General features: G+C 72.5%; 25 protein-coding genes and 1 pseudogene. 13 read left to right on the top strand and 13 right to left on the bottom strand.

The window, feature by feature from the left end; all coding sequences use genetic code 11:
- Positions 1–71: 71 nt before the first annotated feature.
- Positions 72–482: a hypothetical protein gene (locus tag ACZ6BG_RS16925; RefSeq protein ID WP_469001690.1), complete on the bottom strand. Its 411-nt coding sequence runs from the start codon at positions 480–482 to the stop codon at positions 72–74.
- Between ACZ6BG_RS16925 and ACZ6BG_RS16920 the strand changes: the two genes are divergently transcribed.
- The 3 genes from ACZ6BG_RS16920 (at position 481) to ACZ6BG_RS16910 (ending at position 1684) form a co-directional block, all read left to right on the top strand.
- Positions 481–627, top strand: a complete 147-nt coding sequence (locus tag ACZ6BG_RS16920) for a hypothetical protein (protein WP_469001687.1) — start codon at positions 481–483, stop codon at positions 625–627. The genes ACZ6BG_RS16925 and ACZ6BG_RS16920 overlap by 2 nt on opposite strands.
- A gap of 220 nt (positions 628–847) precedes the next feature.
- The gene (locus ACZ6BG_RS16915) at positions 848–1219 is read left to right on the top strand and encodes a DUF488 domain-containing protein (RefSeq protein ID WP_469001685.1); all 372 of its coding nucleotides are present in this window, start codon (positions 848–850) and stop codon (positions 1217–1219) included.
- A 15-nt stretch (positions 1220–1234) separates the two neighbouring features.
- A complete protein-coding gene (locus ACZ6BG_RS16910) occupies positions 1235–1684 on the top strand; it encodes a nuclear transport factor 2 family protein (RefSeq protein ID WP_469001683.1) in 450 nt (149 codons plus the stop codon).
- A 56-nt stretch (positions 1685–1740) separates the two neighbouring features.
- Here the strand turns inward: ACZ6BG_RS16910 and thrS are convergent, their stop codons facing one another.
- The 4 genes from thrS to sigJ all read right to left on the bottom strand — a co-directional run bounded on the left by thrS (position 1741) and on the right by sigJ (position 6583).
- Positions 1741–2979, bottom strand: coding sequence for a threonine--tRNA ligase (gene thrS, locus ACZ6BG_RS16905; protein ID WP_469001681.1), 1239 nt, complete (start codon positions 2977–2979; stop codon positions 1741–1743).
- 171 nt (positions 2980–3150) lie between these two features.
- Entirely contained in the window at positions 3151–4011 is an 861-nt protein-coding gene (locus ACZ6BG_RS16900; RefSeq protein WP_469001679.1) for a choice-of-anchor K domain-containing protein, read from the bottom strand.
- Between the two features lie 352 nt (positions 4012–4363).
- The gene (locus ACZ6BG_RS16895) at positions 4364–5554 is read right to left on the bottom strand and encodes an NAD(P)/FAD-dependent oxidoreductase (RefSeq protein WP_469001676.1); all 1191 of its coding nucleotides are present in this window, start codon (positions 5552–5554) and stop codon (positions 4364–4366) included.
- 81 nt (positions 5555–5635) lie between these two features.
- On the bottom strand, positions 5636–6583 hold the full coding sequence (sigJ, locus tag ACZ6BG_RS16890; protein WP_469001674.1) for an RNA polymerase sigma factor SigJ: 948 nt from the start codon (positions 6581–6583) through the stop codon (positions 5636–5638).
- A gap of 53 nt (positions 6584–6636) precedes the next feature.
- Here sigJ and ACZ6BG_RS16885 point away from each other — a divergent pair.
- Positions 6637–6759: pseudogene (locus tag ACZ6BG_RS16885) on the top strand (DUF6204 family protein); the annotation flags it as partial.
- 349 nt (positions 6760–7108) lie between these two features.
- Here the strand turns inward: ACZ6BG_RS16885 and ACZ6BG_RS16880 are convergent.
- A complete protein-coding gene (locus ACZ6BG_RS16880; protein WP_469001672.1) occupies positions 7109–8392 on the bottom strand; it encodes a TolB family protein in 1284 nt (427 codons plus the stop codon).
- A gap of 266 nt (positions 8393–8658) precedes the next feature.
- Here ACZ6BG_RS16880 and ACZ6BG_RS16875 point away from each other — a divergent pair, with 266 nt between their 5' ends.
- The 3 genes from ACZ6BG_RS16875 to ACZ6BG_RS16865 all read left to right on the top strand — a co-directional run bounded on the left by ACZ6BG_RS16875 (position 8659) and on the right by ACZ6BG_RS16865 (position 10902).
- Entirely contained in the window at positions 8659–9234 is a 576-nt protein-coding gene (locus tag ACZ6BG_RS16875) for an RNA polymerase sigma factor (RefSeq protein WP_469001669.1), read from the top strand.
- Positions 9231–9962: a hypothetical protein gene (locus tag ACZ6BG_RS16870; RefSeq protein ID WP_469001660.1), complete on the top strand. Its 732-nt coding sequence runs from the start codon at positions 9231–9233 to the stop codon at positions 9960–9962. Before ACZ6BG_RS16875 ends, ACZ6BG_RS16870 begins: the two co-directional genes overlap by 4 nt.
- 106 nt (positions 9963–10068) lie before the next feature.
- Positions 10069–10902, top strand: a complete 834-nt coding sequence (locus tag ACZ6BG_RS16865) for a pentapeptide repeat-containing protein (RefSeq protein WP_469001652.1) — start codon at positions 10069–10071, stop codon at positions 10900–10902.
- Between the two features lie 58 nt (positions 10903–10960).
- Here the strand turns inward: ACZ6BG_RS16865 and ACZ6BG_RS16860 are convergent, their stop codons facing one another.
- On the bottom strand, positions 10961–12253 hold the full coding sequence (locus ACZ6BG_RS16860; protein ID WP_469001650.1) for a serine hydrolase domain-containing protein: 1293 nt from the start codon (positions 12251–12253) through the stop codon (positions 10961–10963).
- 140 nt (positions 12254–12393) lie between these two features.
- On the opposite strand from ACZ6BG_RS16860, the gene ACZ6BG_RS16855 reads away from it, so the two are divergent.
- Positions 12394–12726: a hypothetical protein gene (locus ACZ6BG_RS16855; protein ID WP_469001648.1), complete on the top strand. Its 333-nt coding sequence runs from the start codon at positions 12394–12396 to the stop codon at positions 12724–12726.
- 223 nt (positions 12727–12949) lie between these two features.
- Positions 12950–14938, top strand: coding sequence for an N-acetylmuramoyl-L-alanine amidase (locus ACZ6BG_RS16850; protein ID WP_469001645.1), 1989 nt, complete (start codon positions 12950–12952; stop codon positions 14936–14938).
- An 86-nt stretch (positions 14939–15024) separates the two neighbouring features.
- On the opposite strand, the gene ACZ6BG_RS16845 is transcribed toward ACZ6BG_RS16850, so the two are convergent.
- The 3 genes from ACZ6BG_RS16845 to ACZ6BG_RS16835 form a co-directional block, all read right to left on the bottom strand.
- Positions 15025–17406 carry a glycoside hydrolase family 95 protein gene (locus ACZ6BG_RS16845; RefSeq protein ID WP_469001643.1) on the bottom strand — a complete coding sequence of 794 codons (2382 nt, stop codon included), beginning with the start codon at positions 17404–17406 and terminating at the stop codon, positions 15025–15027.
- Positions 17407–17550: 144 nt separating this feature from the next.
- On the bottom strand, positions 17551–18051 hold the full coding sequence (locus ACZ6BG_RS16840; protein WP_468458109.1) for a hypothetical protein: 501 nt from the start codon (positions 18049–18051) through the stop codon (positions 17551–17553).
- Positions 18052–18142: 91 nt separating this feature from the next.
- Positions 18143–18781, bottom strand: a complete 639-nt coding sequence (locus ACZ6BG_RS16835) for a CGNR zinc finger domain-containing protein (RefSeq protein WP_469001640.1) — start codon at positions 18779–18781, stop codon at positions 18143–18145.
- Between the two features lie 67 nt (positions 18782–18848).
- On the opposite strand from ACZ6BG_RS16835, the gene ACZ6BG_RS16830 reads away from it, so the two are divergent.
- The gene (locus ACZ6BG_RS16830; RefSeq protein ID WP_469002954.1) at positions 18849–19556 is read left to right on the top strand and encodes a leucine-rich repeat domain-containing protein; all 708 of its coding nucleotides are present in this window, start codon (positions 18849–18851) and stop codon (positions 19554–19556) included.
- Positions 19557–19605: 49 nt separating this feature from the next.
- Here the strand turns inward: ACZ6BG_RS16830 and ACZ6BG_RS16825 are convergent, their stop codons facing one another.
- Complete coding sequence (locus ACZ6BG_RS16825) at positions 19606–21009, bottom strand: lysine N(6)-hydroxylase/L-ornithine N(5)-oxygenase family protein (RefSeq protein WP_469002952.1); 1404 nt, start codon at positions 21007–21009, stop codon at positions 19606–19608.
- A gap of 67 nt (positions 21010–21076) precedes the next feature.
- Here ACZ6BG_RS16825 and ACZ6BG_RS16820 point away from each other — a divergent pair, with 67 nt between their 5' ends.
- Positions 21077–22027: a methionyl-tRNA formyltransferase gene (locus ACZ6BG_RS16820; RefSeq protein ID WP_469001638.1), complete on the top strand. Its 951-nt coding sequence runs from the start codon at positions 21077–21079 to the stop codon at positions 22025–22027.
- A gap of 223 nt (positions 22028–22250) precedes the next feature.
- A complete protein-coding gene (locus tag ACZ6BG_RS16815; protein ID WP_468482074.1) occupies positions 22251–22460 on the top strand; it encodes an MbtH family protein in 210 nt (69 codons plus the stop codon).
- A gap of 63 nt (positions 22461–22523) precedes the next feature.
- Here ACZ6BG_RS16815 and ACZ6BG_RS16810 read toward each other — a convergent pair whose 3' ends face one another.
- Positions 22524–23153, bottom strand: coding sequence for a hypothetical protein (locus tag ACZ6BG_RS16810; RefSeq protein WP_469001635.1), 630 nt, complete (start codon positions 23151–23153; stop codon positions 22524–22526).
- A 118-nt stretch (positions 23154–23271) separates the two neighbouring features.
- On the opposite strand from ACZ6BG_RS16810, the gene ACZ6BG_RS16805 reads away from it, so the two are divergent.
- Complete coding sequence (locus ACZ6BG_RS16805) at positions 23272–24852, top strand: amidohydrolase (protein ID WP_469001633.1); 1581 nt, start codon at positions 23272–23274, stop codon at positions 24850–24852.
- Between the two features lie 101 nt (positions 24853–24953).
- Here ACZ6BG_RS16805 and ACZ6BG_RS16800 read toward each other — a convergent pair whose 3' ends face one another.
- Entirely contained in the window at positions 24954–25199 is a 246-nt protein-coding gene (locus tag ACZ6BG_RS16800; RefSeq protein ID WP_030357441.1) for a DUF397 domain-containing protein, read from the bottom strand.
- Between the last annotated feature and the right edge of the window lie 40 nt (positions 25200–25239).

Below are 25239 nucleotides of genomic sequence, written 5' to 3'. Positions count from 1 at the left end.
GCGGGTTGAGCACGCCCCGGCGCTCCCACCACCGCACCGTGGCCGGCGCGAGGCCGTACAGCGACGCCGCTTCACCGGTCGTGGACGCCGGGCGCGCGGTCTTCCTCTCGGTCGGCCGCCACCGCGCGTGGCCGCGCCGCTATCGCGGCCGGGGTCTCCACGAGTGGATGTTCGCCCTCTCCTTGTACGAGGACTCCGTCACGGTGGGCGACAACGGCACCTCCGTGCTGCCCGGCCTGCCGGTGACCGCGGTGCGGGACAAGAGCGGCGACCTCGATCTCGGCACCCTGGCGGCGAAGGGAGTCGTCCTCGTCGGTTCCCCGCGCGGCGGACCGGGGCGCCTTCCTCCGGGAGGACGACGTCGTCACCGTCGCGGAGGAATCCGCCCGCTCCTTCCGGGAGGCCACGGTCATCATCGACACCCGTATCCGCCTGCGGGGTTTCGTGGCGCCGGAGGAACGCCCCGCGCCGGTCGTGGTCATGGACCACATCTGCGACTTCGGCAAGCGCCTCGACCTGGCACGGCACCACATCACGACCATCGTCTGGTGCACCGGTTTCGGCCCGGACTACCGCATCCTGTCCGCCCCCGTGCTCGACGACGACCACGGGGCACCGCTCCAGTAGAGGGCCATCCTCGGCGCGCTCCCCGGCCTGTACTGCGCCGGGCTCCCGGACGGGAACTCACTCGCCCCGGTGGCCATCTCCGCCAGCGTCGAGAACGGCCGGTTCCTCGCCCGCCAGATCCACATCGACCACGTCATGTGGTCCGGCACCTCGGCGTCCCTCATCACGCCCTGACGGCCACCGAGCGGCCCCGTCCGCGTACGGGACACACAATGCAGACATGACGACAAGGCGCTCCCTCGACATCCAGGTCAAACGGATCTACGACGCCACGGCACCGGACGACGGCTCCCGCGTCCTCATCGACCGGCTCTGGCCCCGGGGCGTGTCCAAGGAGCGGGCGGGACTCGATGCATGGGAAAAGGAGCTCGCCCCGTCGAACGAGCTGCGACGCTGGTACGGCCATGACCCCGACCGCTACGAGGAGTTCGCCGCACGCTACCGGCAGGAGCTCGCGGACCCGGCCCGCGCGGCGGAGCTCGACCGGCTCCGCGCTCTGGCCCGCGCGGACCGGCTCACCCTCCTGACGGCCACCAAGGACCTCCCGCACGGGCATGTGCGGGTACTGACGGACGTCCTGACCTCCAGCTGACCAAGGAGACCACCCTTGTCCCGCACACCGCAGCAGATCTTCGAGAGCTACGTCTACGCCGGCGCGATGACCCAGAACGCCGCCGCCCTCGCCGAGAACTTCACCCCGGACGGCGTCTTCGAGCTGCCGCTGATGCCGCGCGACGGCGCCCTCCCCCGGAGGATGGTGGGGCGCGAGGAGATCCGCAGCGTGATGGCGGCGTACTACGAGCGGCATGCGAAGGACCAGCGAGCGCCGAACCTGGAGAAGTCCGGATTCGTACTGCACACCACCGCCGATCCCGACGTGTTCATCGCGGAGATCGACACGGTCTTCGACGGGGAGGGAGACGGGAGCGGGGACGGGGGCGGGCACGCGGACTCGGGCAGGGAGGACGTGACCGTCTCCCTCGTGCAGATCTTCCGGGTCCGCGACGGGAAGATCGCACGGCTGCGCGACTACTTCGCGCCCGAGCTGATGAGCTGAGAGTCCGCCGACCCGCGTCGGCGGACTCCCCAGCCGTGGCCGCCGCCCCGCGGGTGCTACGAACCGGCCTCGTCCTCCCACAAGTCGGTGCTGTGGGCCTCGACGAGCGCGCCGACGCGGGCGAGGACGTCGGCCGCGGGGCGCGGGTCGAGGCGGCGGCCGTCCCGCAGGCGCAGGGCGACCCGGTCGTCGGCGGCTTCCTTGGCGCCGACGACGGCTTGGTACGGCACCAGGCGGGCCTCCCTGATCCGGGCGCCGAGGCTGCCCCGCTCCGGCCCGGCGACCTCGGCGCGCAGGCCGAGGTCGGCGCAGCGCCGGGCGAGTGCTTCGGCGTTCGGCAGCTCGCTCCCGGAGATCGGCAGGACGACCAGCTGGGTGGGGGCGAGCCAGGCCGGGAAGGCGCCGCCGTGCTGCTCGATGAGGTGCGCCACGGCCCGCTCCACACTGCCGATGATGCTGCGGTGCACCATGACCGGGCGGTGCTTGGCGCCGTCCGCGCCGATGTAGCGCAGGTCGAACCGCTCGGGCTGGTGGAAGTCGACCTGGACGGTGGACAGGGTGGACTCGCGGCCCGCGCTGTCGGCGACCTGGACGTCGATCTTGGGACCGTAGAACGCGGCCTCGCCCGGCACGGCCTCGTAGGGCAGCCCGGAGCGGTCCAGAACCTCGGTCAGCAGCGCGGTGGCCCGCTGCCACAGCTCGGGCGCGGCCACGTACTTCCCGCCGGGGCCCGGGAGGGAGAGCCGGTAGCGGGCTGGGGTGATGCCCAGTGCCCGGTAGGCGTCACGGATCATGTCGAGTGCGCCCCGCGCCTCCCGCTCGGCCTGGTCGAGGGTGCAGAAGATGTGCGCGTCGTTGAGCTGGATGGCCCGCACCCGGGTCAGCCCGCCGAGGACGCCCGACAGCTCCGAGCGGTACATGCCGCCCAACTCGGCCATGCGCAGCGGCAGTTCCCGGTAGCTGTGGGAGCGGGAGCGGTAGATCACCGCGTGGTGCGGGCACAGGCTCGGCCGCAGCACGACCTGCTCGCCGCCGAGGTCCAGCGGCGGGAACATGTCGTCGCTGTAGTGCGACCAGTGCCCGGAGATCTCGTACAGCTCGCGTTTGCCGAGCACCGGCGAGTACACGTGCCGGTAACCCGCCCGGCGTTCGGCGGCGCGGATGTACTCCTCCAGGGCGTGCCGTACGGTCGCGCCGTCGGGCAGCCAGTACGGCAGTCCCGCGCCGATCAGCGGGTCGGTGTCGAAGAGGCCGAGCTCGCGGCCGAGTCTGCGGTGATCATGGGCGGTGGTCATCGGAATCTCCTCGCTGGTGGCGGAGCGAGTGAGGGGAGCCGCACGACGAAGCCCCGGGGCACTCGCCCCGGGGCTTCGCGTCAGATCAGCTGTCAGCGCGCCGGGACTCTGTCCGGCGTCGTCGTCACTGCGGCGCGCTTCATGCCGGTCACCGTAACAGAGACCCGCCGGTCAGGGCTTGGTGGCGTCCGAGCCGTAGCGGTACTCGGACACGAGGTTGCCCGCGGTGTCGCGCAGCACGGCGGTGTCGCCCTGGTCGTTCCAGATCGGGCGGCCGCTGCCGTAGGCGAAGCCGCCCCACTCGGGGTGGACCTCGTTGGTGTGGACGCGGATGCGCTGGCCGGGCATCAGCACGGTGCCCGCCGGGAACGTGATGTTCTGCCCGGTGTCACCGGCGCCGAGGACCCAGCCGGACACGTCGGCCGGTGCGGTACCCCGGTTGACGACCTCCACGTACTCGTCGGCCTGGGTGCGCTTGACCTGGCCCTTGAACCGCACCGTGGTGATGTGCACGTCGGGCTGTCCGACGCGGGAGAGCACGGCGACGAGCTCGGCGCTGTTGGAGCCGTTCTCCGGGCTGATGAACCGCGTGACGATCTGGCCGCCCTGCTTGAACCCGGTGATCACGACCGCGTACGGGGTGCCGTTGATGGTGACCGTCTCCGGGGACACCCGGGTGGGCAGGTCGACGATGTCCTCGGGGTTCGGACCGACGTTGGGCGTCTCGTTGTGCTGGAAGCGGAAACTGAAGTCGTGCGGCACCTGGTCCTCGAACAGGACGCGCACCGCGAGGTCGACCTCGAACTGGCTCTGCGGCATGCCCTGGATCGGATGGTTCTGGTGGGTGATCGTCCCCAGCGTGAACTCCGTGCCGTCGAGCAGCACGTCGATGGTGCCGCCCGCGAAGACGTACCCGCTCTTGTCCGCACCCACGGGAATCCCCCAGGTGACGTTCTCGGTGCTGATCCCCGCGAGATTGGGCGGGGTCACGCTGATCCCGGACCACGTGCCTGACGTCTCGACTTTGGACATACGCTCTCATCTCCCCGATGGGCGTCGTCCCGGCGGGACAGCCGGGCCCAGGAACGTAACTCCGGGAGCATCGCCCCGACAGGGTGAAAACCGGCGGTATGAGGCCAGTTGCCATGATTGGCCGATTACTTGCAAGCCGCCGCGGGCCATCGTTGTCAGCGACGCCTCTGGCCCGGAGAGCGCGGGGGTCGCCCTCAGGCCGCGTAGCGGTCGGCGCGCGCCGATCGGCGTCGGCGCGGGGCGGCCGCGTCGACGTGACCGGAACTCGCGGCGTACAGGGTCGCTTCCTCCGCACTTCCGTACGCCGCGCGAGCCCGGCGCTGGACCGGCGCGTTCGGCTGCCGCGGCCGCGTCACGCGGTGACGGGCCGGGGCTCCGCCGCGGCGGTCGACGCGATGCGGTGGCGGCGGGCCGGCATCATCATCGTCGGGTGGGAGACGCTCCAGGCCGCGCCCGAGCAGATGAGTTCCTTGATGCGGGCGCCGGCCCGGCCCGTGAACACGGTGGACGTCATCTGGTCGTCGGTGGTGACGCGCTGGAAGATGCCGTCGCGGCGGCCGAGGCTGACGCACTGGGCGTTGTAGCCGATCGTGGTCTCGGGGACCTTGCGGCCGGTGAGGCGCGCGGCGAGGGCGTCGGCGGCCTGCCAGGCCATCGGGGTGGCCGTGGCGCAGGACATCCGCAGATGCTTGCCGCCCGCCCCTTCGGCGAGCGCGGCGTCCCCGACGGCGTACACGTCGGGGTGCGACACCGAGCGCATGGTGCCGTCGACGACGATCCGCCCCGTGTCGGACACCGCCAGGGTGCTGGCCGCCGCGATCGGGTGGACGGTGAAGCCCGCGGTCCACACCGTCACGTGGGCCGGGATCTCCCCGGCCGCGTCGGTGACGACCCTGTTCGCCTCGACGCGTGTGATGTCGGCCCGCTCGTGGACCGTGATGCCGAGCCGGTCGAGTACGACACGGAGGTGGCCCTGGGCCTTGTCGCTGAGCCAGTCGCCGACGCCGCCGCGGGCGGCGATGGCGACCTTGAGGTCGGGGCGGGCCTCGGCGATCTCGGTGGCCGCCTCGATGCCGGTCAGGCCGCCGCCCGCGACCAGTACGGTCCCGCCCGGCTCCAACTCGCCGAGGCGGGCCCGCAGTCGCAGCGCGTCCCGCTTCCCGGTGACGGTGTGGGCGTGCTCGGCGACGCCGGGGACGCCGTGGTCGGCGGCGGTGCTGCCGAGCGCGTACACGAGGGTGTCGTAGCCGAGGGTCTCGGCGCCGTGCTCGCCGGTGAGGGCGACGCTCTTGCGGTCGGCGTCGACCGCGGTGACCCATGCCTGCCGGACCTGCACCCCGGTGCCCGCGTAGAGGTCGCGCAGGGGGCGGCTCGGCAGGTCCTGCCCGGTCGCGAGCTGGTGCAGACGCACCCGCTCGACGAACTCGGTGTCTGAGTTGACGAGGGTGATCTCGACGTCGTCGCGGTGCAGTCGCTTGGCGAGGCGGCCGGCGGTGATGGCTCCGGCGTATCCGGCTCCGAGGACGACGATGCGGTGCTTCATGACTGGCTCCCTATCCGGTTGGACTCCCCCCCTGAACCGGACAGCCGCACGATCCCTGACAGGAATCCGTTGTGACGTGGGTCACCACACCTCCATGAGGGGGTGGTGCGGACCGTCGGCCGCCCACTGGCGCGTGATGCGTTCGAGCTTGTCGGGGTTGACCTGGATGTGGAGCGCCTCGACGCCCTCGGGGGTCGGCGCGAGGCAGATGACGCCGAGGATCTCAGCGCCGACCGCGATCAGCGCGGCGGGGCCGCCGTTGACGACGGCGGCGTGCAGGGCGACGCTGCTGCCGCCGACTTGGGCCCGCTTGGCCTCGTTCGGCCGGAACAGGCCACGCATGTACCGGGCGATGGCGAGCGCGCCGAGGACGGGGGTCCTGCGGGCCCGGACCTTGGCTCCGCCGTCGGCCACGCTGACCGCGTCGTCGGTGAGCAGCCGGATCAGCGGCTCGGTGTCGCCGCTGAGGGCCGCGGCGAGAAAGCTCTCGACGGCCTTCCGCGCGGCGGCCGCGTCGACCTCGACGCGGGCCCGGTCGGTGCTGAGGTGCTGCTTGGCGCGGCGGTAGATCTGCTGGCAGTTCGACTCGGTGAGGTCGAGGATCTCCGCGATCTCCCGGTGCCCGTACCCGAACGCCTCACGCAGTACGTAGACTACGCGCTCGTTGGGCGAGAGCCGCTCCATGAGCGTGAGCATCGCGATCGAGACGGACTCGCGCTGCTCGACGGTGTCGGCGGGGCCGAGCATCCGGTCCCCGGCAAGGACCGGCTCCGGGAGCCACTGCCCGACGTAGGTCTCGCGCCTGGCCCGCGCCGAGGTGAGCTGGTTGAGGCAGATGTTGGTGAGCACCTTCGTCAGCCACGCCTCGGGTATCTCGATCCGCTCCCGGTCGGCCGCGTGCCACCGCAGGTACGCCTCCTGCACCGCGTCCTCGGCGTCACCGGCCGACCCCAGGAGTCGGTAGGCGATCGCCTCCAGGCGGCCCCGGGCGTTCTCGAACAGATCGGCCTCGTACGTAAGCAGCGACATCAGGCCATGATCGACTATGCCCGCGCGCCACGTCCACCGTCCGCCACACCCTGGCGAGGGCCTGGCTGACCGAGCGCGGCTACGGCTACAAGAACCTGAGGGCCCAGACCGAGGACCTCTCCCAGGCACCCCTGGGCGAGCGGCAGCGCCGGGAGGCGGCCCGCAAGAACGGCTGATCCGCCGCGACGGGGGCACGGTGCCCCCGGAAACGTACGTCGGCCGCTCGGGAACCTACTGCGTCGCCACCCCGGTGTCCCAGAGGAGTTCCGCCACCAGGAAGCGGCACGTCCACCGGCGGCGGCTGCGCACACCCTCCGTGATCATCATGAAGCCGTCGACGGTGCGCGGTCTCGCCTCTTCTCCCACGTCGCGCGGCGGCGTCCGGGTACCGCCGTCCGCCGCCGCGCGCCACCACCTCGCTGATCGCCCTGTCGAGCATCGCCCCGGGAGATCACACACCGACCGCCGTCCCGTCACGGGCCTGCCACAGGACCGGTCGGTCTCCCACCACCTGCCACCGCCTCCTCACCGCTTCTTGCGTACGAACACGAACACGTCCGCGACCCCGTTGGTGTCGTCCGCCACGAAGTTCGCGTGGTCGAACCCGGAGAAGACGACGGTCCGCGCGGCGGCGTCCGTGCGGGCGTCGATCGCGTTGCCGGGCCGTCCGTCCTTGTCCGGGGAGACGAGGACGTTGGAGCCGGTGCGCAGGTCACGGACGTACTCGGCGTCCTCGACGGTCAGGATCGGCCAGGTGTCGAGCAGCAGCTTCGACCCGTCGGCGGACACCCCGTCCACGGACAGCACGCCTTCGGGCCCGGGCAGCACCGCGTCGACCCGCTGGAGGATGCCGGTGCGCAGGTCGCACACGAAGGGGTTGTGGCTGCCGTTCGGGTCGCGGCCGGGGACCAGGTTCGAGGCGGCGGAGTCGAAGGCGAGGGTGGAGCCGTCGGCGCTGAACAGCGGGTTGGTGGCCGCGCCGTTGGCGGGGCTGCCGTCGTAGGGGGTGTCGATCTGGGTCTCGCCACCGGTGTCACGGTCGTGGACGTAGATGTCGGACCAGTCGCCGCGCGGTGGGGTGCCGTGCACGTACTGGTAGGCGACGCGCTGTCCGTCCGCGCTCAGGGTCGGGGCGCGGAAGCCGAGGAAGGTCTCGTCCTCGTCGGCGGGGAAGCTGGCGAGTTCGGTGCGCTGGGCGCGCAGGTCGCGCAGGTAGACGGCTTGGGCGCCGGGGCGGCTCGGGTCGGTGCCGAGGACGGCGAACGCGACCGTGCGGCCGTCGGCGGAGACGGCCGGTGCGTGGCCGTCGATGTGCTGCATCGGGAGGTCCACGTCGGCGCGTTCGGTCCCGCCCTTCCACAGGTCCCGGACGATGACGGCGGAGCCCTCTTCGTCGCGCGTCGTGTAGGCGACGTACCGGCCGTTCGCGCTGAGCGCCGGCGAGGAGATCTCCCCGCGGGGGTCGACGACCCGCTGGAGCTCGCCGCCCCGCAAGTCCCTGACGAACAGGTCGGATTGGTTGCCGGTGTCCCCGGCGACGAGGTTGGTTGCCTGCGAAGTGAACGCCACGACACGGCCGTTGGCGCTGACGACAGGGCGGCCGGAGGGGCCGTTTGCCTGACCGCCGTCGGCGGCGGCGCTGAGCAGATGGGTGGTCCCGGCGGGCCCTCGGGGCGCCGGTGCCGAGGCGGCGGCGGGTGCGGAGACGGCCGTGGGCAGGGCCCCGGCCGACAGTAAGACGGCGAGCGCGCCCGCGCTCGCCGTCCGTACGATTCCGCCACGTCTCTTGTGCGGGCCGGTTCCGGCCATGTGTTCCCCCACGGAGCGCGGGCCCCGGCCCGGTGCCAGGGCCCCCGGGGGATGCAAGCGCACCCGGGCGGACGGGTCAATCGGCCGGAACGCGTACAACCTGGACGGGGTGGCGATCGTCCGAGGCCGCTGCGAATTCCCGGCGGCCGGGCTGTCGCCTTTTCGATGCCGCTGTCGGCTTTCTAGACATGAGCGAAGCCGCACAAGACGCTCGGAACGGTACTGTCCGCGAGCTCGGGTGGACCCGGACGAGGGGTGGGCACCCTGTGATACGCCGTGCTCTGCCGCTCCGGCCCGAACTGGACGCCCTGTTCACCGAGACGTACAAGAAGTATCGGCCCGGAGTGCGCTCCGTGATCTACACGGTGGCCGGACCGGGAGCCGATGTCGACGCCATCGCCCACGACACGTTCCTGCGCTACCTCCAGATCCTCCGTGAGGACGGGCCCGTCGCCTCGCCCTGGCCGCTGCTCCGCAAGATCGCGTCCGGCAAGGCCATCGACGCCGTCCGCGCCGCCCAGCGCAGTCCCTGGGCGCCCGCAGGCGACCTCCCCGAGGACAACGGGGAGTGGACCTCGGTGAGCAGGACGCTGGGCCCGGACCGGGCACTGGAGATCGCCGAAGTGCTCCGTGAGATCAACACGCTCACCGAAGAACTGCGTTGGGCGCTGCTCCTGCGCGAATACCTGGGGCTTTCCCGTACCGAGACCGCGGAAGCCCTCGGCATCGCCCCCGCTTCCGTCTCCGCCTCCGTGCGGCGCGCGAAGAAGAAGCTCCGTCAGCGTGCCGCCGAGGCCGAACTGCCCCGCCCGCCCCACCGGATGGAGGGAGGATCCCGGTGAATCCCCACGACCGCGACCGTCGAGCCGACCGGATCGACGAGCTGCGAGCCGCCCTGGTCCAGCACTATGAGGACCACCCCGGCGACATGGAACATGAGCTGCGGGCGCTGCACGCGGCAGAGTCGGCCGCGCCGGACCCGCCCGGCCCGGACACCGCGCCGGAGGCCGTGGTGCTGCTCCACCCCACGGGTCACCACCCCACCGGTCACATCCCGGCGCCGCCCCGGACGCGGGCCCGGCCCGCCCGCCGGGCATGGCTGGCGAGCCTCGGGATAGCTGCCGCGCTGGCCTGCGTCACCGTCGGCTGGCAGGCCCGCGACCTGCACGAGCCGGACCCGGCCGGGTCCGTCGCGCGGAGCCCCGTCCTGCCGCAGTCGAACCCTCTCAACGCCCGGTGGATCGCCCAGCTGGCCTCCGTGGCGCACCAGGAGGGCGTGGTGAGCGCCCGCCGGATCCTCGCGGAGATACGGAGGTCCGTCCCGTACGCGCAACTGCTCGACAGCGGCGACTTCGCCTCGCTCCGCCCCGGCTACTGGGTCGTCTACGAACCGGGCCCCTACCGGGACGGCACCCAGGCGCTGAAGTTCTGCAGGTCCGTCGGCCGCACCCAGGCCGAGGACTGCATGGGCCGGTATCTCTCGCACGACCGGCGCGATCGGGACCTGGTGTGCCTGCCGCGGTGGCCCGCCGAGCCGGTCGGCGCCTGCACCAGGGACGCCGGGTCCTAGGGACAGCCCCGCGTACCCGGAAGGTGCGCGGCCGAGGGACAATCGACACATACGCCCACCGCGCGCCAGAGCACCGCGAACACCCAGAGCACCAGGAGCCACCCCCTTGTCCGAGCAGACCTCGCACGCCGACCAGCCCGAACTGCGGGCCGACTGCGGCAGTTGCTTCGGGCTGTGCTGCGTGGCCCTGCCGTTCTCGCGTTCGTCGGACTTCCCGGTGGACAAGGCAGCCGGTACGCCGTGCGGCAATCTCCAGGACGACTTCCGCTGCGGGATCCACGAGCGGCTGCGCGACAAGGGCTACCAGGGCTGTACGGTCTTCGACTGCTTCGGCGCCGGCCAGAAGGTCTCCCAGGTGACGTTCAAGGGCGTGAGCTGGCGGGAGGAACCCGGCACGGCCCGCACGATGTACGAGGTCTTCCCCGTCGTGCGGCAGCTCCAGGAGCTCCTGAAGTACACCGCGCAGGCCCTGGACCTGCCCGCGGCCCGCCCCGTGCACAAGGAACTGCGCCGGGCGTACTCCCGGATCGACGCGCTGACCCGGGACGCCCCCGAGACGCTCCTCGACGTGCACGTGGACGCGCTGCGCGGAGAGGTGAACCCGCTGCTGCTGCGGGCCAGCGAGCTGGCCCGGGACGCCGTCCCGGGCCGCAAGAAGGACCACCGGGGCGCCAACCTCATGGGCAAGCGCCTGCACGGAGCGAAGCTGCGCGGCGCCAGTCTGCGCGGCGCCCTCCTCATCGCCGCCGACCTGTCGGACGCCGACCTGCGCGAAGCCGACCTGATCGGCGCGGACATGCGGGACACCAACCTGTGCGGGGCCGATCTGACGGGCGCCCTGTTCCTCACCCAGCCGCAGCTCAACGCCGCGCGCGGCGACGCGCGGACGAAGGTGTCGAGCCCCCTGGAGCGCCCCGGGCACTGGGCTCCGGCACGCTGACCACGCCGCCGGGGGGGGACCTCCAGGTGGCCGACGTGCCCGGGGCCGCCGTCGACGGTCAGCCCGTGGGGGTCCCGGGCGGCACCGGCTTGTCGAACATGGCGCACATCGAGGCGAGCTGGAGCTCCTGGGACGCCTCGTTGATCTCCGGGAAGGCCGCCGGGTGCTCGGCGAAGGCCTCCGTCGAGATGAGGACGGTCGCCGTGCGCCCGCCGGTGGGGTCGGTGACGTTGGTGCTGAGGTAGCCGGGGATGCCGCCCTCGTGGGACCACACCGTGCCGCAGGGGCTCGTGAACCTCTGGATGCCGAGACCGCCGCCGGGCCCGTCCGGCCGGTCCGGGAAGACCGGCACGGTGGTGCGCATCTGGGCCAGCTGCGCGGCGGGCAGCAGCTCGCCCGACATCAACGCGCGGTAGAACCGGCCCCACTCGCGGCCGGTCGACACCATCGCACCGGCCGCGCCGCCCCACGACGGTGAGTTGCCGGAGACGTCCACATGGCCCTCTCGCGCGGCCCCGGCATACTCCCTGTACTCGGGCGGCACACCGGGCGGCATGTGCGCGGCGTCGGGTTCGTAGCCGCGGGCGTGCCGGCCGCGCCAGGTGGAGTCCGTGGCGTAGTAGGTGTGCTTCAGGCCGAGCGGCCGGGTGATCCGGTCCCGGACCAGAGCGGCGAGGCTCTTGCCGGTGACCCGCTCGAGCAGGGCGCCGATCGCGACGTAGTTGGTGTTGCTGTACGACCATCTGGCGCCCGGCGCGAACAGCGGATCGTGCCGCACACCGACGGCGAGCAGTTGCTCCGACGTCCAGCGCCGCTGGTCCTTGCCGAGGATCGACGGCAGGACCTCGGGGTCCTCGGTGTAGTCGGCGAGGCCGCTGGTGTGGTTGAGGAGCATGCGCAGGGTGATCTCGTCGCCGTTGGGTACCGACCCGGGCAGCCACTTCTCCACCGGGTCGGTCAGGGTGAGCCTGCCCTCGCCGACGAGTTGCAGGACGAGGGTGGCCATCATGGTCTTGGTGTTGGACCCCATCCGGAACTCGTCCTCGCCCCGGAGCCGGTGATCGGCCCTCGCCCAGGGCGCCTGCTCGACGACCTCGACCGGTCGGCCGTCCCCGTCGTCCACGCGCACGATCACGCCGGGCGCCCCGGCAGCCACCACTTTCCGTGCCAGCCGCTCCAGTTGGGCGCGCTGCCGCGCCTGGGTGCCACCGCTCGGGACGGCGGACTCGGCGGCGGACTCGGCAGCGACCACTGCGGCCTTCGGCATGTCGCCCGTGTGCGCGGCCGCCTGCCCCGGCTGGCCGAGCGTGCCGACGATCCCGGTCGTGGCAAGGAACGATGACGCCGCCATCAGCCGCACGCGGCGACGACGGTGAGCGGTTCGCGTACTGGACAGTCCGTGCCCGCTGACGGGCCGCGCTCTCATCGGCATGCCGACCACCCTCGCGCACCGGCGCCCCCGGGGCACTGGGGCACACCGGAGACTCCAGGGTGGGGCCTGCTCCCCCTTTCGGGTCGACTGCAGGGGAGCAGGCACCCGTCCCGGCGTCGACGACCGGCATCCGCTTCGACTGGGGGCTGAGCGACCCGTTCCACTACGAGGACTGGCTCATCGACATCAGGTGGTACACCGCCGACATCGGCGGGGACCAGGAGTGCGTCGCGCACGGCGGCGGAAGCGGCGACTGCGGGCGCTACGACGGCACCGTGTGGTGGTACGACCTCCAGCCCGGTGTCCACCGCATCAGCGTGGAGGGCTGTGACTTCGGCCTGCGCCGCACCTGCCGCCAGGGCCGGCCCCAGCCCGTCCACCTCGCACTCTGACGTACCCGCTCCGACGCACGGCTCCGCCCATTGGTCCACTCCACTGACGCACCGCAGGCGATGACACCGCCCGCGGCGAAAACACGCCAGACCGGCGCTGACATGGGAAATCCCTTCTCCTGGGCATGATTGACGGATCGTGGGCGAGCCGGTACCACTGACGCACGCCCGGCCCCGCACGCCCCGTCACGCCGCTTTGGCCCGGAAGTCCCAGGAGGCTGCCTTGCGAGGATCCGTCACCGCATCCGTCCCGCCCACGCGCAGACGTGCCGCCAGGGCGGCGGGCGCTCTCGCGTCGGCCGCCCTGCTGGTGCCCCTGCTCGGCGCCGCGCCGTCGTCCTCCGCGTCCCGGCCCGCGCCGGACGCGGGGCCCGAGAGCCTGCAGAGCGCCTTCGCGGCGGCGGCCGCCGAGTACGACGTACCGCAGAGCGTGCTGCTCGGCGTCTCCTACCTCCAGTCCCGCTGGGACGCGCACGGCGGCGCCCCGAGCGTCACCGGCGGCTACGGCCCGATGCACCTCACCGACGCCCGCACCGCGCTCGCCTCCGCCCCGCACCACGGCGACGGCGCGGAGGACCCGCGCGGGGACGCCTCCCGGGCCGCGCTGCGGCCCAAGGCGAAGCCGCCGACGGAGTCCCAGCTCCCGGACCGGTTCAAGACGTTGAAGCGGGCCGCGAAGCTCAGCGGTCTTCCCGCGGAGCGGCTGCGCGAGGACTCGGCGGCGAACGTCCGCGGCGGCGCGGCCCTCCTCGCCGCCGCGCAGAAGCAGCTCGGCAAGCCGCTCAGCGGTGACCCGGCCGACTGGTACGGGGCGATCGCGCGCTTCTCGGGAGCCGACGACCGGGCGAGCGCGGCCACGTACGCCAATGACGTGTTCGCCGTCATTCGGGACGGGCAGCAGCGGACGACCGACGCGGGGCAACGCGTGACGCTGGCGGCCCGGCCCGGACTCGCCCCGGAGAACGCCCAGTTGCGCGGCATGGGGCTGCGCAAGGCGAAGGCGGCCGGGACGGACTGCCCGAAGACGCTCGCGTGCGAGTGGATCCCCGCGCCGTACGAGGAGTTCGGCGACAAGGACTACGGCAACCACGACAAGGCCGACCGCCCCAAGAGCCAGGGCATCAAGTACATCGTCGTGCACGACACCGAGGGCACCTGGGAGGGCGTCCTCAAGATGGTGCAGGACCCGACGTACGTGTCCTGGCACTACACCCTGCGCTCCTCCGACGGCCATGTCGCCCAGCACGTGCGGACCAAGGACGTCGCCTGGCACGCGGGCAACTGGTACGTCAACGCCAAGTCCGTCGGCCTGGAGCACGAGGGCTTCCTGACGGCGCCCGACACCTGGTACACGGAGGCGATGTACCGCTCGTCGGCGCGCCTGGTGAAGTACCTCGCCAAGCGGTACGGCATCCCGCTGGACCGCCAGCACGTCCTCGGCCACGACACGGTGCCGGGCACGACGGCCGCGACGATCCGCGGCATGCACACCGACCCCGGCCCGTACTGGGACTGGCAGCACTACTTCGAGCTGCTCGGCAAGCCGCTGCACCGCACGGCGGGCCCCAAGGGCGGCCTGGTCACGGTGGCGCCCGAGTTCAGCAAGAACCAGCCGGAGTTCACGGGCTGCGCCAAGCCGGGCGAGAAGTGCGTGCCGCACGGCTCCAGCGCGGTGCGCGTCTACACCGAGCCCCGCGAGGACGCCCCGCTGATCCAGGACATCGGGCTGCGCCCGGGCGGTGAGCCGTCGACGATCGACGTCAACGACATGGGCTCGCGCCTGTCGACCGGCCAGCAGTACGCGGTCGCCGACCGCCAGGGCGACTGGACGGCCGTCTGGTACCTCGGCCAGAAGGCCTGGTTCAAGAACCCGAGGAAGCAGCCGACGGCCGTCGACGCGCGCGGCTGGGTCCTGACACCGAAGGACGGCGCGAGCGACGTCCCGGTGTACGGCCGCGCCTATCCGGAGAAGGAGGCCTACCCGGCCGGGGTGCCGGTGCAGGCCGTGTCGCCGCTGCCGTACAAACTCCTCGCGGGCCAGAAGTACGCGGTCGGCGACAAGCTCCCCGGTGAGTACTTCTACTCGCCGACGTTCGACCTCGCCCCGCACCGCGTGGTGCGCGGCAAGGACATGTACTACGAGATCCAGTTCGGCCACCGGGTGGCGTTCGTGCGCGCCGCCGACGTGAAGGTGGTGCCGTCCGGATCGTGACGGTGTGACGGCGTGGCCGTGCGAACTCGTCGGGCCCGGACCTGCGTGGGGGCAGGATCCGGGCCCGACGTCGTACGAGGGGCGGGCTAGCGGAACGCGTAGCGGCGGCCCGCCACCGCCTTGAAGGAGCGCTCGCCGCCCGGCACCAGGGCGCAGCGCACGGTCAGTTCGCGGGTGCGCGAGGCGTGCACGACGACGTGGGTGGCGCGGCCGTCGGCCCAGGTGATGTCGACGGTGGCGCCGCCGCGGGCCCGCAGGCCCCGCACCGAGCCGTCCGGCCAGCTCAAGGGCAGGGCGGGCAGCACGTCGATGACGTCGTGCTGGCTCTGCAGCAGCATCTCGACGATCCCGGACGTGGCGCCGAAGTTGCCGTCGATCTGGAACGGCGGGTGGGTGTCCCAGAGGTTGGGCAGCGTGGAGGACTTGAGCTGTTCGCCGAGCATCTTGTGCGCGTGGTCGCCGTCGCGCAGCCGCGCCCAGAAGTTGATCTTCCAGGCCTTGGACCATCCTGTGCCGCCGTCGCCGCGTGCCTTCAGGGAGACCTCGGCGGCCTTCGCCCACCGGCCGCCGGGGCGGATCTGCCGTCCGGGGTGCAGGGCGTAGAGGTGGGAGACGTGCCGGTGGTCGTCGCCGGGGTCGTCGAGGTCGTCCTTCCACTCCTGGAGCTGCCCCCAGGAGCCGACGCGCAGGCCGGGGTCGAGCCGGTCCAGGGTCTGTTCCAGGCGGGTGCGGAAGGCGGGGTCGTCGCCGAGGACGCGGGCGGCCTCCAGGGTGTTGGTGAGCAGGTCGTGCACGATCTGCTGGGACATGGCGGCGCCGACGGTGAAGTCGCCGTGCTCCGGTGAGTAGCTGGGCGTGACGACGAGGGTGCCGTCGCGCGGGTCGGTGCGCAACTGATCGAGCCAGAACGCGGCGGCCTCCTTCATGACGGGGTAGGCGGTGTGCCGCAGATAGCGCGTGGACCCGCCGAAGCGGTAGTGCTCGTAGAGCTGTGCGGTGAGCCAGGCGGCGGCTTCGGGGAACCAGAACGCGGTCGACCAGTCGTGGACGCCGGTGAAGCCGTAGGGGTTGGTCTCGTTGTGCACCACCCAGCCGGGCGCCCCGAACATCTCCCGCGCGGTGCGTCGCCCGGGTTCGCGCAGTGCCTCGACGAAGCGGTCGTAGGGGGCGGTGGTCTCGGCCAGGTTCGCGGCCTCGGCCGGCCAGTAGTTCATCTGGAGGTTGATGTTGACGTGGTAGTCGGCCGACCACGGCGGGGCGGTGCTGTGGTTCCAGCCGCCCTGGAGGTTGGCGGGCAGCGAGCCGGGGCGGGACGAGGCGATGAGGAGGTAACGCCCGTACTGGAAGAACAGGGCTTCGAGGGCCCGGTCGGCGGCGGGTGCGGTGCCGTACTCCTTGAGGAGCCGGTCGGTGGGGACGTCCGGGGGCGCTGCCGTGCCCAGGTCGAGGGTGACGCGGTCGAACAGGGCCCGGTGATCGCGCACATGCCGGGCGCGCAGCTCCTCGTGGCCGCGGGCGAGCGCGGCGTCGACGGTGCGCGTGACGGTCCTGTGCGGGTCGTCGCCGCGGTAGCGCGGGGAGGTGTCGGCGTAGTCGGTGGCGGCCGCGAGCACGAACCACACCTGGTCGGCGCCGGTGACCGTGAGACTGCCGTCGGGGCCCGCGGCGAGCGTCCCGCCCCGGTGGGCGACCCGGATCTGGGTCTCGAACCTCAGCCCGTTGTCGGCGAGTTCACCGCGTACGGTGATGCGGTCGCCCTCGGCCGTGGCGGTGACGTCGGTGCGCGGTGAGGTGGTGCGCAGGGTGCAGGTGACGGCTCCGGGGCGGTCCGCGCCGAGCCGTCCGACGAGCACGGCGTCGGGGTGGGACGCGAAGAACTCCCGGGTGTGGCGGGTGCCTTGGTGGGTGTACGCGACGGTCGCGACGGCTTCGCGCAGGTCCAGGGCGCGGCGGTACGAGGCGTCGGGGGCGTCCGGCCCGCCCGCGACGTCGATGCGCAGGTCACCCAGGGTCTGGTGGGCGCCGTAGCCGCGCCGGGGCTGGCCGAGGGCGGCGGCGACGGCGTCCGGGGCGAGTCGGCCGCGGTCGTCGAGGTCCTTGCGGACGGCGGCGAGGGCGTCGGGGCGGGGTGCACGCCAGTTGCCGTGGTCGTAGCCGCCCTCGGCGCCGGGGCCGCCGGTCCACAGCGTCTTCTCGTTGAGCTGCAGCCGCTCACTGGCGAGGGACCCGAAGACCATGGCGCACAGGGCCCCGCCGCCGATGGGCAGCGCCTCCCGTTCCCAGTCGGCGGCCGGAGCCCGGTACCAGAGCCTCAGGTCATCGGATGACTGGGCAGAATCGCCGGTGATGGCGATGCCCTCGGAGGCCGGTCCGCCAAGAGCCAGGACGGCTCCTGCCCCTACGGCCGACTGAATGGTGGTTCTTCGAGTGATCCCCTGCCGCATGAACTCCAGGAACTGTGGCCTCATGGGCTGCCACGCTAAAAGTCCGATGACTCGCCTGACAAGGAGCATGACAAACCCACTCCTTGGACGGAGTGGGCGGGCACTTGGACTTCGGGGCAGCGGCGGGGCGCGGTGGTCTCGGGGGCGACGATGGTCCTCCGGGTGCCGTCAGCCCTGCTGGAACAGCTCCGCGGGCAGCGGCTTGAGGAGCGCGTACAGGTCGTCGGTGATCGGGCGGTCCCAGGCCGCGATGGTCACCAGGACGTTGTCGCTGCGGTCGAACTGCACGCAGGAGACACGGCTCTCGGACAGCCGCAGGCGGCGCACGATCAGGAGGTTGTCGCCCTGCATCACCGGCACGTCCTCGCTGGCGACGACGGTGACCTCCTCGTCGTTCTCCAGCGCGAGCAGCAGCTGGGCCACCTCGAAGGGCACCTCACCGTCGGCGAGCTCGCGGGCCGGGGCGCCCTCCGGCAGATTGCCGATGACCATCGCGGGGCCGCGGCCGCCGAACAGGTCGTAGCGCAGGAAGACGCCCTGGCAGCTGCCGTCGGGGGCCGGCAGCAGGCCGGCGCCGAGATTGCCGGGCCAGTCACCCGGGTCCATGGCCAGGACGTCGAAGTCCGGGCCCGCGGGAGTGGCGGAGCTGCGGCGGCGGAGGAAGGACATGCCGCCATGGTACGTGTCCGGCGCGCTCACCCCTGCCCGGGGGCGGCGGCGGGAAAGCGCCGGTGAGGGTGCGGTTCCCGGCCGGGCGGGCTCAGGCGTGCCCCCGGTTGCGCTCGTGGTGGCGGGCCACCCGGGCACGGTTGCCGCAGGCGGGTTTGCACCACTCCTGGCGCGGGTGGTCCTTCAGGAAGTACCGCACGCAGCGGGGCGCGTGGCAGGCGCGCAGCCGCTCCCGGTCGGGTCCGGTGAGGAAGGTGAGCACGGCGCGGGCGAGGGCGGCGTTCAGGAGGTCGGCGCGTGCGACGGTCTCCGCCTGGGCCACCGGCTCGTCACGGACGCCGGGCGCTCCGCCGCGCGGCCAGCTCAGGACGGGCACGGCGGGCACCCGGGCGGCCGCCTCGTTGAGCCTGGTCACGGCCTGGCCGACCGGCAGCAGCCGCCGGGCGTCGGCGGGACTCGGCTCTCCCGGACGCACGGCGTGGGCGAACAGCGCGCGGACGGCGGCACGCACCCCCCGTACTGCTTCCAGTGCGCTCTCGTCGGCCCGGAAGCGCCGGGCGGCGAGGGCACCGGGCAGCGCCGTCGCGTGGGCGCGGACCCAGACGGTGAGGCCGTCCGGCGCGTCGAGGTCGTCGGCGACGCCGCCGTGGCCGTCGTGGCGGATGGTGGCGGCGAGGTCGAGGGTGAGGCGGGTGGCGGGCGGCGCCGACGGCTCGGGCGGTGCGGACATGCGGCTAATGATAGGTTCCACGGCGACCATTAACAGGGGGTGGCTCGAGGTGCCGGACGGGACCGTACTGGACTACTGGCGTGCCGGACTCGACGCCGTACCGGAAGCGGTCTGGGACCACCCCCGCGTCGAGTCCCTGCTCCTCGCCGACAACGCGCTCACGCACCTGCCCGCCCGAGTCGCCGCCCTCCCGGCCCTGCGCACCCTGGACCTCGGCCACAACCTGCTGACCGAGGTCCCGCCGGAACTCGGCGCCTTGCCCGCGCTGACCGACTTCCTCTATCTGCACGACAACCGACTCACCGCCCTGCCCGAAGAGCTGGCCGGCCTGAACCGGCTCGCCTACCTGAACGTGGGCGAGAACCGGCTCACCGCACTGCCCGGCGCGCTCGGCCGCATGACGTCCCTCGTCGAGCTGCGCGCCCAGCACAACCGGCTCACCACGCTGCCCGCGACACTCGGCGGCCTGCGTCGGCTGCGCGAGCTGTGGCTGCGCGGCAACGAGCTGACCACGCTCCCCGACGACGTACGCCACCTCGGCGAACTCCGCGAACTGGAGCTGCGGGAGAACGCGTTCGCGACCGTGCCCGACGCCGTGCGCGGGCTGCCGCTCCTGCGCCGCCTCGACCTGCGGGCCAACCGGCTGCGCGAAGTGCCGCACTGGCTGGCCGCGTTGCCGTCCCTGGAGAAGCTGGATCTGCGCTGGAACGACGTGCGAGGCGGCGAGGACACCCTGACGGCCCTGCGGGCGCGGGGCTGCGTGGTGCTGCGCTAGCTCCCCGCGGTGCCGCGCGGCACCGGGTTGTTGCACCGCCGGACGGGCCCTAGCCCTTCAGCGCGGGTTCCCGTCGGCGGCGCTCGATCAGTGAGGCGCGGATCTCGCCCGCCCTGACCGCCGTGTTGGACAGGAGCGTCGAGGTGAGGCCGTGGGTGTGTTCCGTGCCGCCTTGGAGGTAGATGTCGGCGGTGACGTCGGCGTGCGTGGCGACGCGGTGGTCACGCCCGACGACGAGGGCGTCCTCGTCGTCGCGGCGGCACAGCTTGCCGAGTTCGCCCATGCGCTCGTCGATGCCGCGCGGCTGGTAGCCCGTCGCGCACACCAGGAGGTCTGCGTTCAGGACGTCGCGTTCGGCGGTGGGCAGGAACTCGATGCCCACGCGCAGGCCGTCGTCGTGGGCCTCGATCTCACGGATGCGGGAGATGTTGAGCATCCGCATGCGCTGGCGCCCCTGCACCTTCTCCTGGTACATGGTGCGTGAGAGCGACTCGATGAGGTCCATGTCGACCACCGAGTAGTTGGTGCCGCGGTGGTAGTCGAAGAGGGACTGCTTCACCTCCGGCGGCGCGTTGTAGAAGATGTCCACGGCCTCCGGGTCGAAGATCCGGTTGGCGAACGGGCTGTCGTCGGCGGGCGTGTAGCCGTACTTCGCGAACACCGAGCAGATCTCGGCGTCGGGGAAGTGCCGGTGGAGGTAGTCCACGCTTTCGGCGGCGCTCTGGCCGGCGCCGAGGACGACGGCGCGGCGCACGGGGGTGCCCGAGTCGAGGAGCGCGCCGACCCGCGGGATCAACTCACTGTTGTGGAAGACCCGTTCGGAGCGGGCCGCACTGGGCGGCAGATGGGGCTCCATGCCGGTGGCGACGCAGAGGCTGCGGGCCCGGCGCACGATCTTCCGCTCCGGGTCGCCCGGGGCCCGGCTGACCACGTCGAAGGCGACGACCTGGCCGTCCTCGGTCACCGGCTTCACGGCGACGACCTCGCTGGAGTACTCCACGAGCCCGGCGACGCGACCCGCGGCCCACTCCAGGTAGTCGTGGAACTCGATGCGCAGCGGGAAGAGCGTCTTCTGGTTGAGGAAGTCCACGAGCCGGTCGCGCTCCTGCAGGTAGCACAGGAAGCTGTAGCTGCTCTTCGGGTCGCGCATGGTGACGAGGTCCTTGAGGAAGGACACCTGCATCGTCGCGTCGTCGATGAGCATGCCCCGGTGCCAGCCGAACCGCGGCTGCTTCTCCAGGAACCCTGCGCGTATCCGGTCGCCCTCGGCGGCCCGCGCGTTGTGCTCCTCGACCGCGATCGCGAGGGCGAGGTTGGACGGCCCGAAGCCGATCCCCAGGACGTCGTACGTCACTTCCGGTCCCCCATGCGCCGACCCCGTGCCGCCGCTCGTCGGCTCCGTGCCGCCGTACGTCGAATCCTGTTCGCTGTGCAGAGTGTTCACCCGCGTCATCGCCTCCCTAAGCAGGCACATGTTAGATAAGGTTAGCCTTACCTTGCAATGTCTGAGGAGGATTCACATGCGGGTCGTCATGTTCGGCTATCAGACGTGGGGCCACCGCACACTGCAGGCCCTGCTCGACTCCGAGCACGACGTGGCCCTCGTCGTCACGCACCCCAGAAGCGACCACGCGTACGAGAGGATCTGGAACGACTCGGTCGCCGACCTCGCCGCGAAGCACGACGTGCCCGTACTGCTTCGCAACCGCCCAGGAGATCCCGAACTCCTCGAAACCCTCAAGTCGGTCGAACCTGACCTCATCGTCGCCAACAACTGGCGCACCTGGCTGCCCCCGGAGATCTTCGACCTCCCCCGGCACGGCACGCTGAACGTACACGACTCGCTCCTGCCCGCCTACGCCGGCTTCTCCCCGCTGATCTGGGCCCTCATCAACGGCGAGCCCGAAGTCGGCGTCACCGCCCACCGCATGGACGCCGATCTGGACATGGGCGACGTCCTGCTCCAGCGCGCGGTGACCGTCGGCCCGCGCGACACGGCCGCGGACCTGTTCCGCGCGACGGTCGACCTGATCGCGCCGATCGTGCGCGAGTCGCTCGATCTGATCGCCTCGGGCACGGCGGTGTGGACGCCGCAGGACCGGTCGCGGGCCAGCTTCTTCCACAAACGCGCCCTGGAGGACAGCCGCATCGACTGGACCTGGCCAGCGGAGGACCTGGACCGGCTCGTGCGCGCCCAGTGCGACCCGTACCCGAACGCTTTCACGTACCACCGCGGCAAACCGCTGCGGATCGTGGAGGCGGCAGTGTCCGAGGGCCGGTACGGCGGCACTCCCGGGCGCGTCTTCATCCGCGAGGGCGACGCGGTCGTCATCGTCGCGGGCACCGACGCGCGCACGGGCCACCGCCACGGGCTCGCGGTCAAGCGGGTGCGGACGGAGGACGGGACGGAGTACGCGGCGACGGACCACTTCCGCACGATGGGCGGGTATCTGACGGCCCGTCCGTCCTGACCCGGCCGGGGACATCAGGGGGCGGCACCGCCCGCGGCGAGCGCGAGGTCCACCGGCGTACCACCCGAGCCGCCGGACCCGCCCGGGACGGCGCTCACCGGACTCCCCCGTCCACTCACCCGGCCGGCCACCCGATTAGGCAACCCTTACCTTACTATGGCATCGATCTCCGGACGGCGCCCGCACCGATCTCCGGACCACCGACACCGAGGAGAGACCGCAGATGAGCAACCCCTTCGACGACGCCGACGGCCGGTTCTCCGTGCTCGTCAACGACGAGGGCCAGCACAGCCTGTGGCCCGAGTTCGCCGAGGTGCCGGCCGGCTGGACCGTGGCCCACGGCCCGGCCGACCGGCAGTCCTGCCTGGACCACGTCGAGGCCAACTGGACCGACCTGCGGCCCAGGAGCCTGCGGGAGGCCACGCGCGCCTGACGCACGGCGGCCCGCGCCATCAGGGCGCGGGCCACTCCACCCCGCGGCGACACCCCGGGCACCTCACGCGTCCCCCGCACCCCGCGCATGCGCCAGCGGCCCGTCGTCGACGCGCACAAGGCGGTACCCCCGCCCTCCCCCGGACCCTCCGCGCCGCTCCGCCCTGCGTGCTCGGGCCCGGGCACGGCGAGCAGCGGCCAGCAGCGCCGCGACCTCCGGGCTGCGTCGGCGCAGCCGCAGGAAGGACCGCTCCGACCAGCCGCCGAGCACCGCCGCCGAGGGCTGCGCGACCCCGTCGCGCACGGCCCGCAGGACGACCCGCAACGCCGCCGCGCCCGGCCCGGCCGAGGCCGCCATCGGACGCCCCCGCTCGCGCTCGCCCGCCGCCATGAGGCTTGCCGCCACCATGGCCTCCGCGAACGAGGGGTCCTGGGCCTGCCAGTTGAGCAGCAGCCGCTCCGTCACCCCCGCCGCCGCGGCGCAGCCCGCCTGCCCGAGGCCGAGCGCCGCCGCGCGCAACGCGTCGGCCCTGCGCACCGCGGTCTCCTCGCGCAGACTCGGGTCCACCCGCAAGGCCGCCAGCAAGGAGCGATCGATATCTTCTTGCGCGTCGAGGCCCGCGACCACACCATCGGCCCAGGCCTCAAGGCGGTTGACCGCGGCCGTGCGCCGCTCCACCCGTTCGTCGTCCACCAACTCACCACCAAAGCAACTTAGGCTAGCCTCACCTAACAATAGAACAATAGCCCGTCGGAATTCCGTACGGACGAAGACCGGATCCGACACCCCGCTGCCTCGAAGGGATCTGTACGTGCTCTGCACCAGGATCACCAACGCCCGCGTCGTCACGATGGACCCGGACCGTCCCACCGCCCGCGAACTCGGCATCTGGCGCGGGCGGATCGTGGGGCTCGACTCCGATGTGGCGGACCTCCCGGCCCGCCGCGTCCTGGACCTCGGCGGCGCGACCGTGCTGCCCGGCTTCATCGACAGCCATGTCCATCTCGTCTGGGCGGGACTGGCGGCCAAGGCCCCGAGCGTGGCGCCGAGCAGCCGCGTCGACGACGTCCTCAGGGTGGTGGCCGACGCCGTCGCGGCGGCCCCCGGTGACGGCTGGGTGACCTTGGCCGACTACGACCAGCGCGGACTGGACCGGCCCCTGACCGCCAAGGAACTCGACGCCGTGAGCGCCGGGCGCAAGGTGTACCTGGGACACATCTCGGGGCACGCGTGCCTGGTCAACACGGCGATCCTGGACCTGCTCCCGGCGCAGGTCGCGGGCTCGGACGGGTTCCTCGCGGAGGAGGACATGGGCGCCGTACTGCGGCTGCGGCCGCCGCACGCGCTCGGCGAACTGGCCGACGCCATCGAGCACGCGGCGCGCGTGTGCCGGTCCGAGGGCGTGACGGCGGTCGCGGAGGCGGGCATCGGCAGCGAGCTGTTCGCACACAGCCCCATCGAGGCCGCGGCGTACCAACTCGCCCATGAGTCGGGCAGGTTGCCCGTCCGCGTACAGCTGATGGTGGCCACGGACGCACTGCGCCCGGTCGAGGCGGCGCACGAGGACACCACGACCCGCGCCTTCGGGCTCGGCCTGCGCACGGGCTTCGGCGACGGCGGGCTCTCCCTCGGCGCCCTGAAGGTGTTCACCGACGGCGGCATGATGGCGCGGACGGCCGCGCTCACCGACCCCTATGTGGGCAGCGAGTCGAACGGCCAGCTCCAGATGGCCCCCGACCTGCTCAAGGACACCATCGTGGCGGGCCATCGCGCGGGCTGGCAGCTCGCCGTGCACGCGATCGGGGACCGCGCGGTCGACGTCGCCCTGGACGGCCTCGAGGCAGCCCAGCGCTCCCGGCCCCGCCCCGACGCCCGCCACCGCGTGGAACACGCGGGCCTGGTGCGCCCGGACCAGTTGCGCCGGTTCGCCGAGCTCGATGTCACGGCCGTCGTCCAGCCCAGCTTCCTGCGGTACTTCGGCGACGACTACGCCACGATCATGGGCACGGAGCGGGCGCCCTGGATGTACCGGGGCCGGGGCTTCCTCGACCACGGGGTGCGTCTGGTGGGCAGTTCGGACCGGCCCGTGGCCGACGGGGCGCCGCTGCGGGCCATCCAGTTCATGGTCGAGCGGGCCTCCGCCTCGGGCCGGGCCATCGGCCCCGACGAGGCCGTCGATGTGGACGCGGCGCTGCGCGCGTACACGGTCGACGCGGCGTACGCCTGCCACTGGGAGGACAGCGCGGGCAGCATCACGCCCGGCAAGCGCGCCGACCTGGTGGTCCTCGGCGAGGATCCGAGGGAGGTGGAGCCGGGGCGGATCGGGGACATCGAGGTGCTCGGCACGTTCGTCGAGGGCGAGGACGACCTGGCGGCGCCCGCCGCCGACTGACAGCCCCCCAGACGCCCCCTGGAAATCACCGCGGCCCCGCCCCCGGCGTACGGGAGGCCGGGGCCGCGGCCTGTCGCGGCGCACGGGCGCCGCCACACGTCCTACGTCAGGTCGAATCGCCCCTCACGCGCCCCGTGCACGAACGCGCCCCACTCGGCGGGCGTGAAGATCAGGGACGGGCTCTCCGGCCGGCCGCCGTTGCGCATCGCGATGAATCCCTCGACGAAGGCGATCTCCACGTCACCGCGGCCCTCGCTGCTCGACCGCCATTCGGCGCTGCTGAGGTCGAGGTCCGGCTTGTCCCAACCCGCGAGCGGATGCTGCTGGGTGATGGTGCTGTCGGCCACGTCCGTGCTCCTCCCGATGCGTCGTCCGCCGCCAGCCTAG

This window comes from Streptomyces sp. NPDC041205, from assembly GCF_055591765.1.
Note: the sequence above shows the minus strand (reverse complement) of the source record. Positions and strands in the feature narration are given on the sequence as shown.

Bases quoted from the DNA above. Each gene is read 5' to 3' on its own strand.
- ACZ6BG_RS16860 (WP_469001650.1), bottom strand. From the start codon at position 12,253: ATGGCGGCGTCATCGTTCCTTGCCACGACCGGGATCGTCGGCACGCTC.
- ACZ6BG_RS16895 (WP_469001676.1), bottom strand. From the start codon at position 5,554: ATGAAGCACCGCATCGTCGTCCTCGGAGCCGGATACGCCGGAGCCATC.
- ACZ6BG_RS16820 (WP_469001638.1), top strand. From the start codon at position 21,077: ATGCGGGTCGTCATGTTCGGCTATCAGACGTGGGGCCACCGCACACTG.
- ACZ6BG_RS16815 (WP_468482074.1), top strand. From the start codon at position 22,251: ATGAGCAACCCCTTCGACGACGCCGACGGCCGGTTCTCCGTGCTCGTC.
- ACZ6BG_RS16920 (WP_469001687.1), top strand. From the start codon at position 481: ATGGACCACATCTGCGACTTCGGCAAGCGCCTCGACCTGGCACGGCAC.
- ACZ6BG_RS16880 (WP_469001672.1), bottom strand. From the start codon at position 8,392: ATGGCCGGAACCGGCCCGCACAAGAGACGTGGCGGAATCGTACGGACG.
- ACZ6BG_RS16840 (WP_468458109.1), bottom strand. From the start codon at position 18,051: ATGTCCTTCCTCCGCCGCCGCAGCTCCGCCACTCCCGCGGGCCCGGAC.
- ACZ6BG_RS16825 (WP_469002952.1), bottom strand. From the start codon at position 21,009: ATGACGCGGGTGAACACTCTGCACAGCGAACAGGATTCGACGTACGGC.
- sigJ (WP_469001674.1), bottom strand. From the start codon at position 6,583: ATGTCGCTGCTTACGTACGAGGCCGATCTGTTCGAGAACGCCCGGGGC.
- thrS (WP_469001681.1), bottom strand. From the start codon at position 2,979: ATGACCACCGCCCATGATCACCGCAGACTCGGCCGCGAGCTCGGCCTC.
- ACZ6BG_RS16925 (WP_469001690.1), bottom strand. From the start codon at position 482: ATGACCACGACCGGCGCGGGGCGTTCCTCCGGCGCCACGAAACCCCGC.
- ACZ6BG_RS16845 (WP_469001643.1), bottom strand. From the start codon at position 17,406: ATGAGGCCACAGTTCCTGGAGTTCATGCGGCAGGGGATCACTCGAAGA.
- ACZ6BG_RS16900 (WP_469001679.1), bottom strand. From the start codon at position 4,011: ATGTCCAAAGTCGAGACGTCAGGCACGTGGTCCGGGATCAGCGTGACC.
- ACZ6BG_RS16915 (WP_469001685.1), top strand. From the start codon at position 848: ATGACGACAAGGCGCTCCCTCGACATCCAGGTCAAACGGATCTACGAC.
- ACZ6BG_RS16835 (WP_469001640.1), bottom strand. From the start codon at position 18,781: ATGTCCGCACCGCCCGAGCCGTCGGCGCCGCCCGCCACCCGCCTCACC.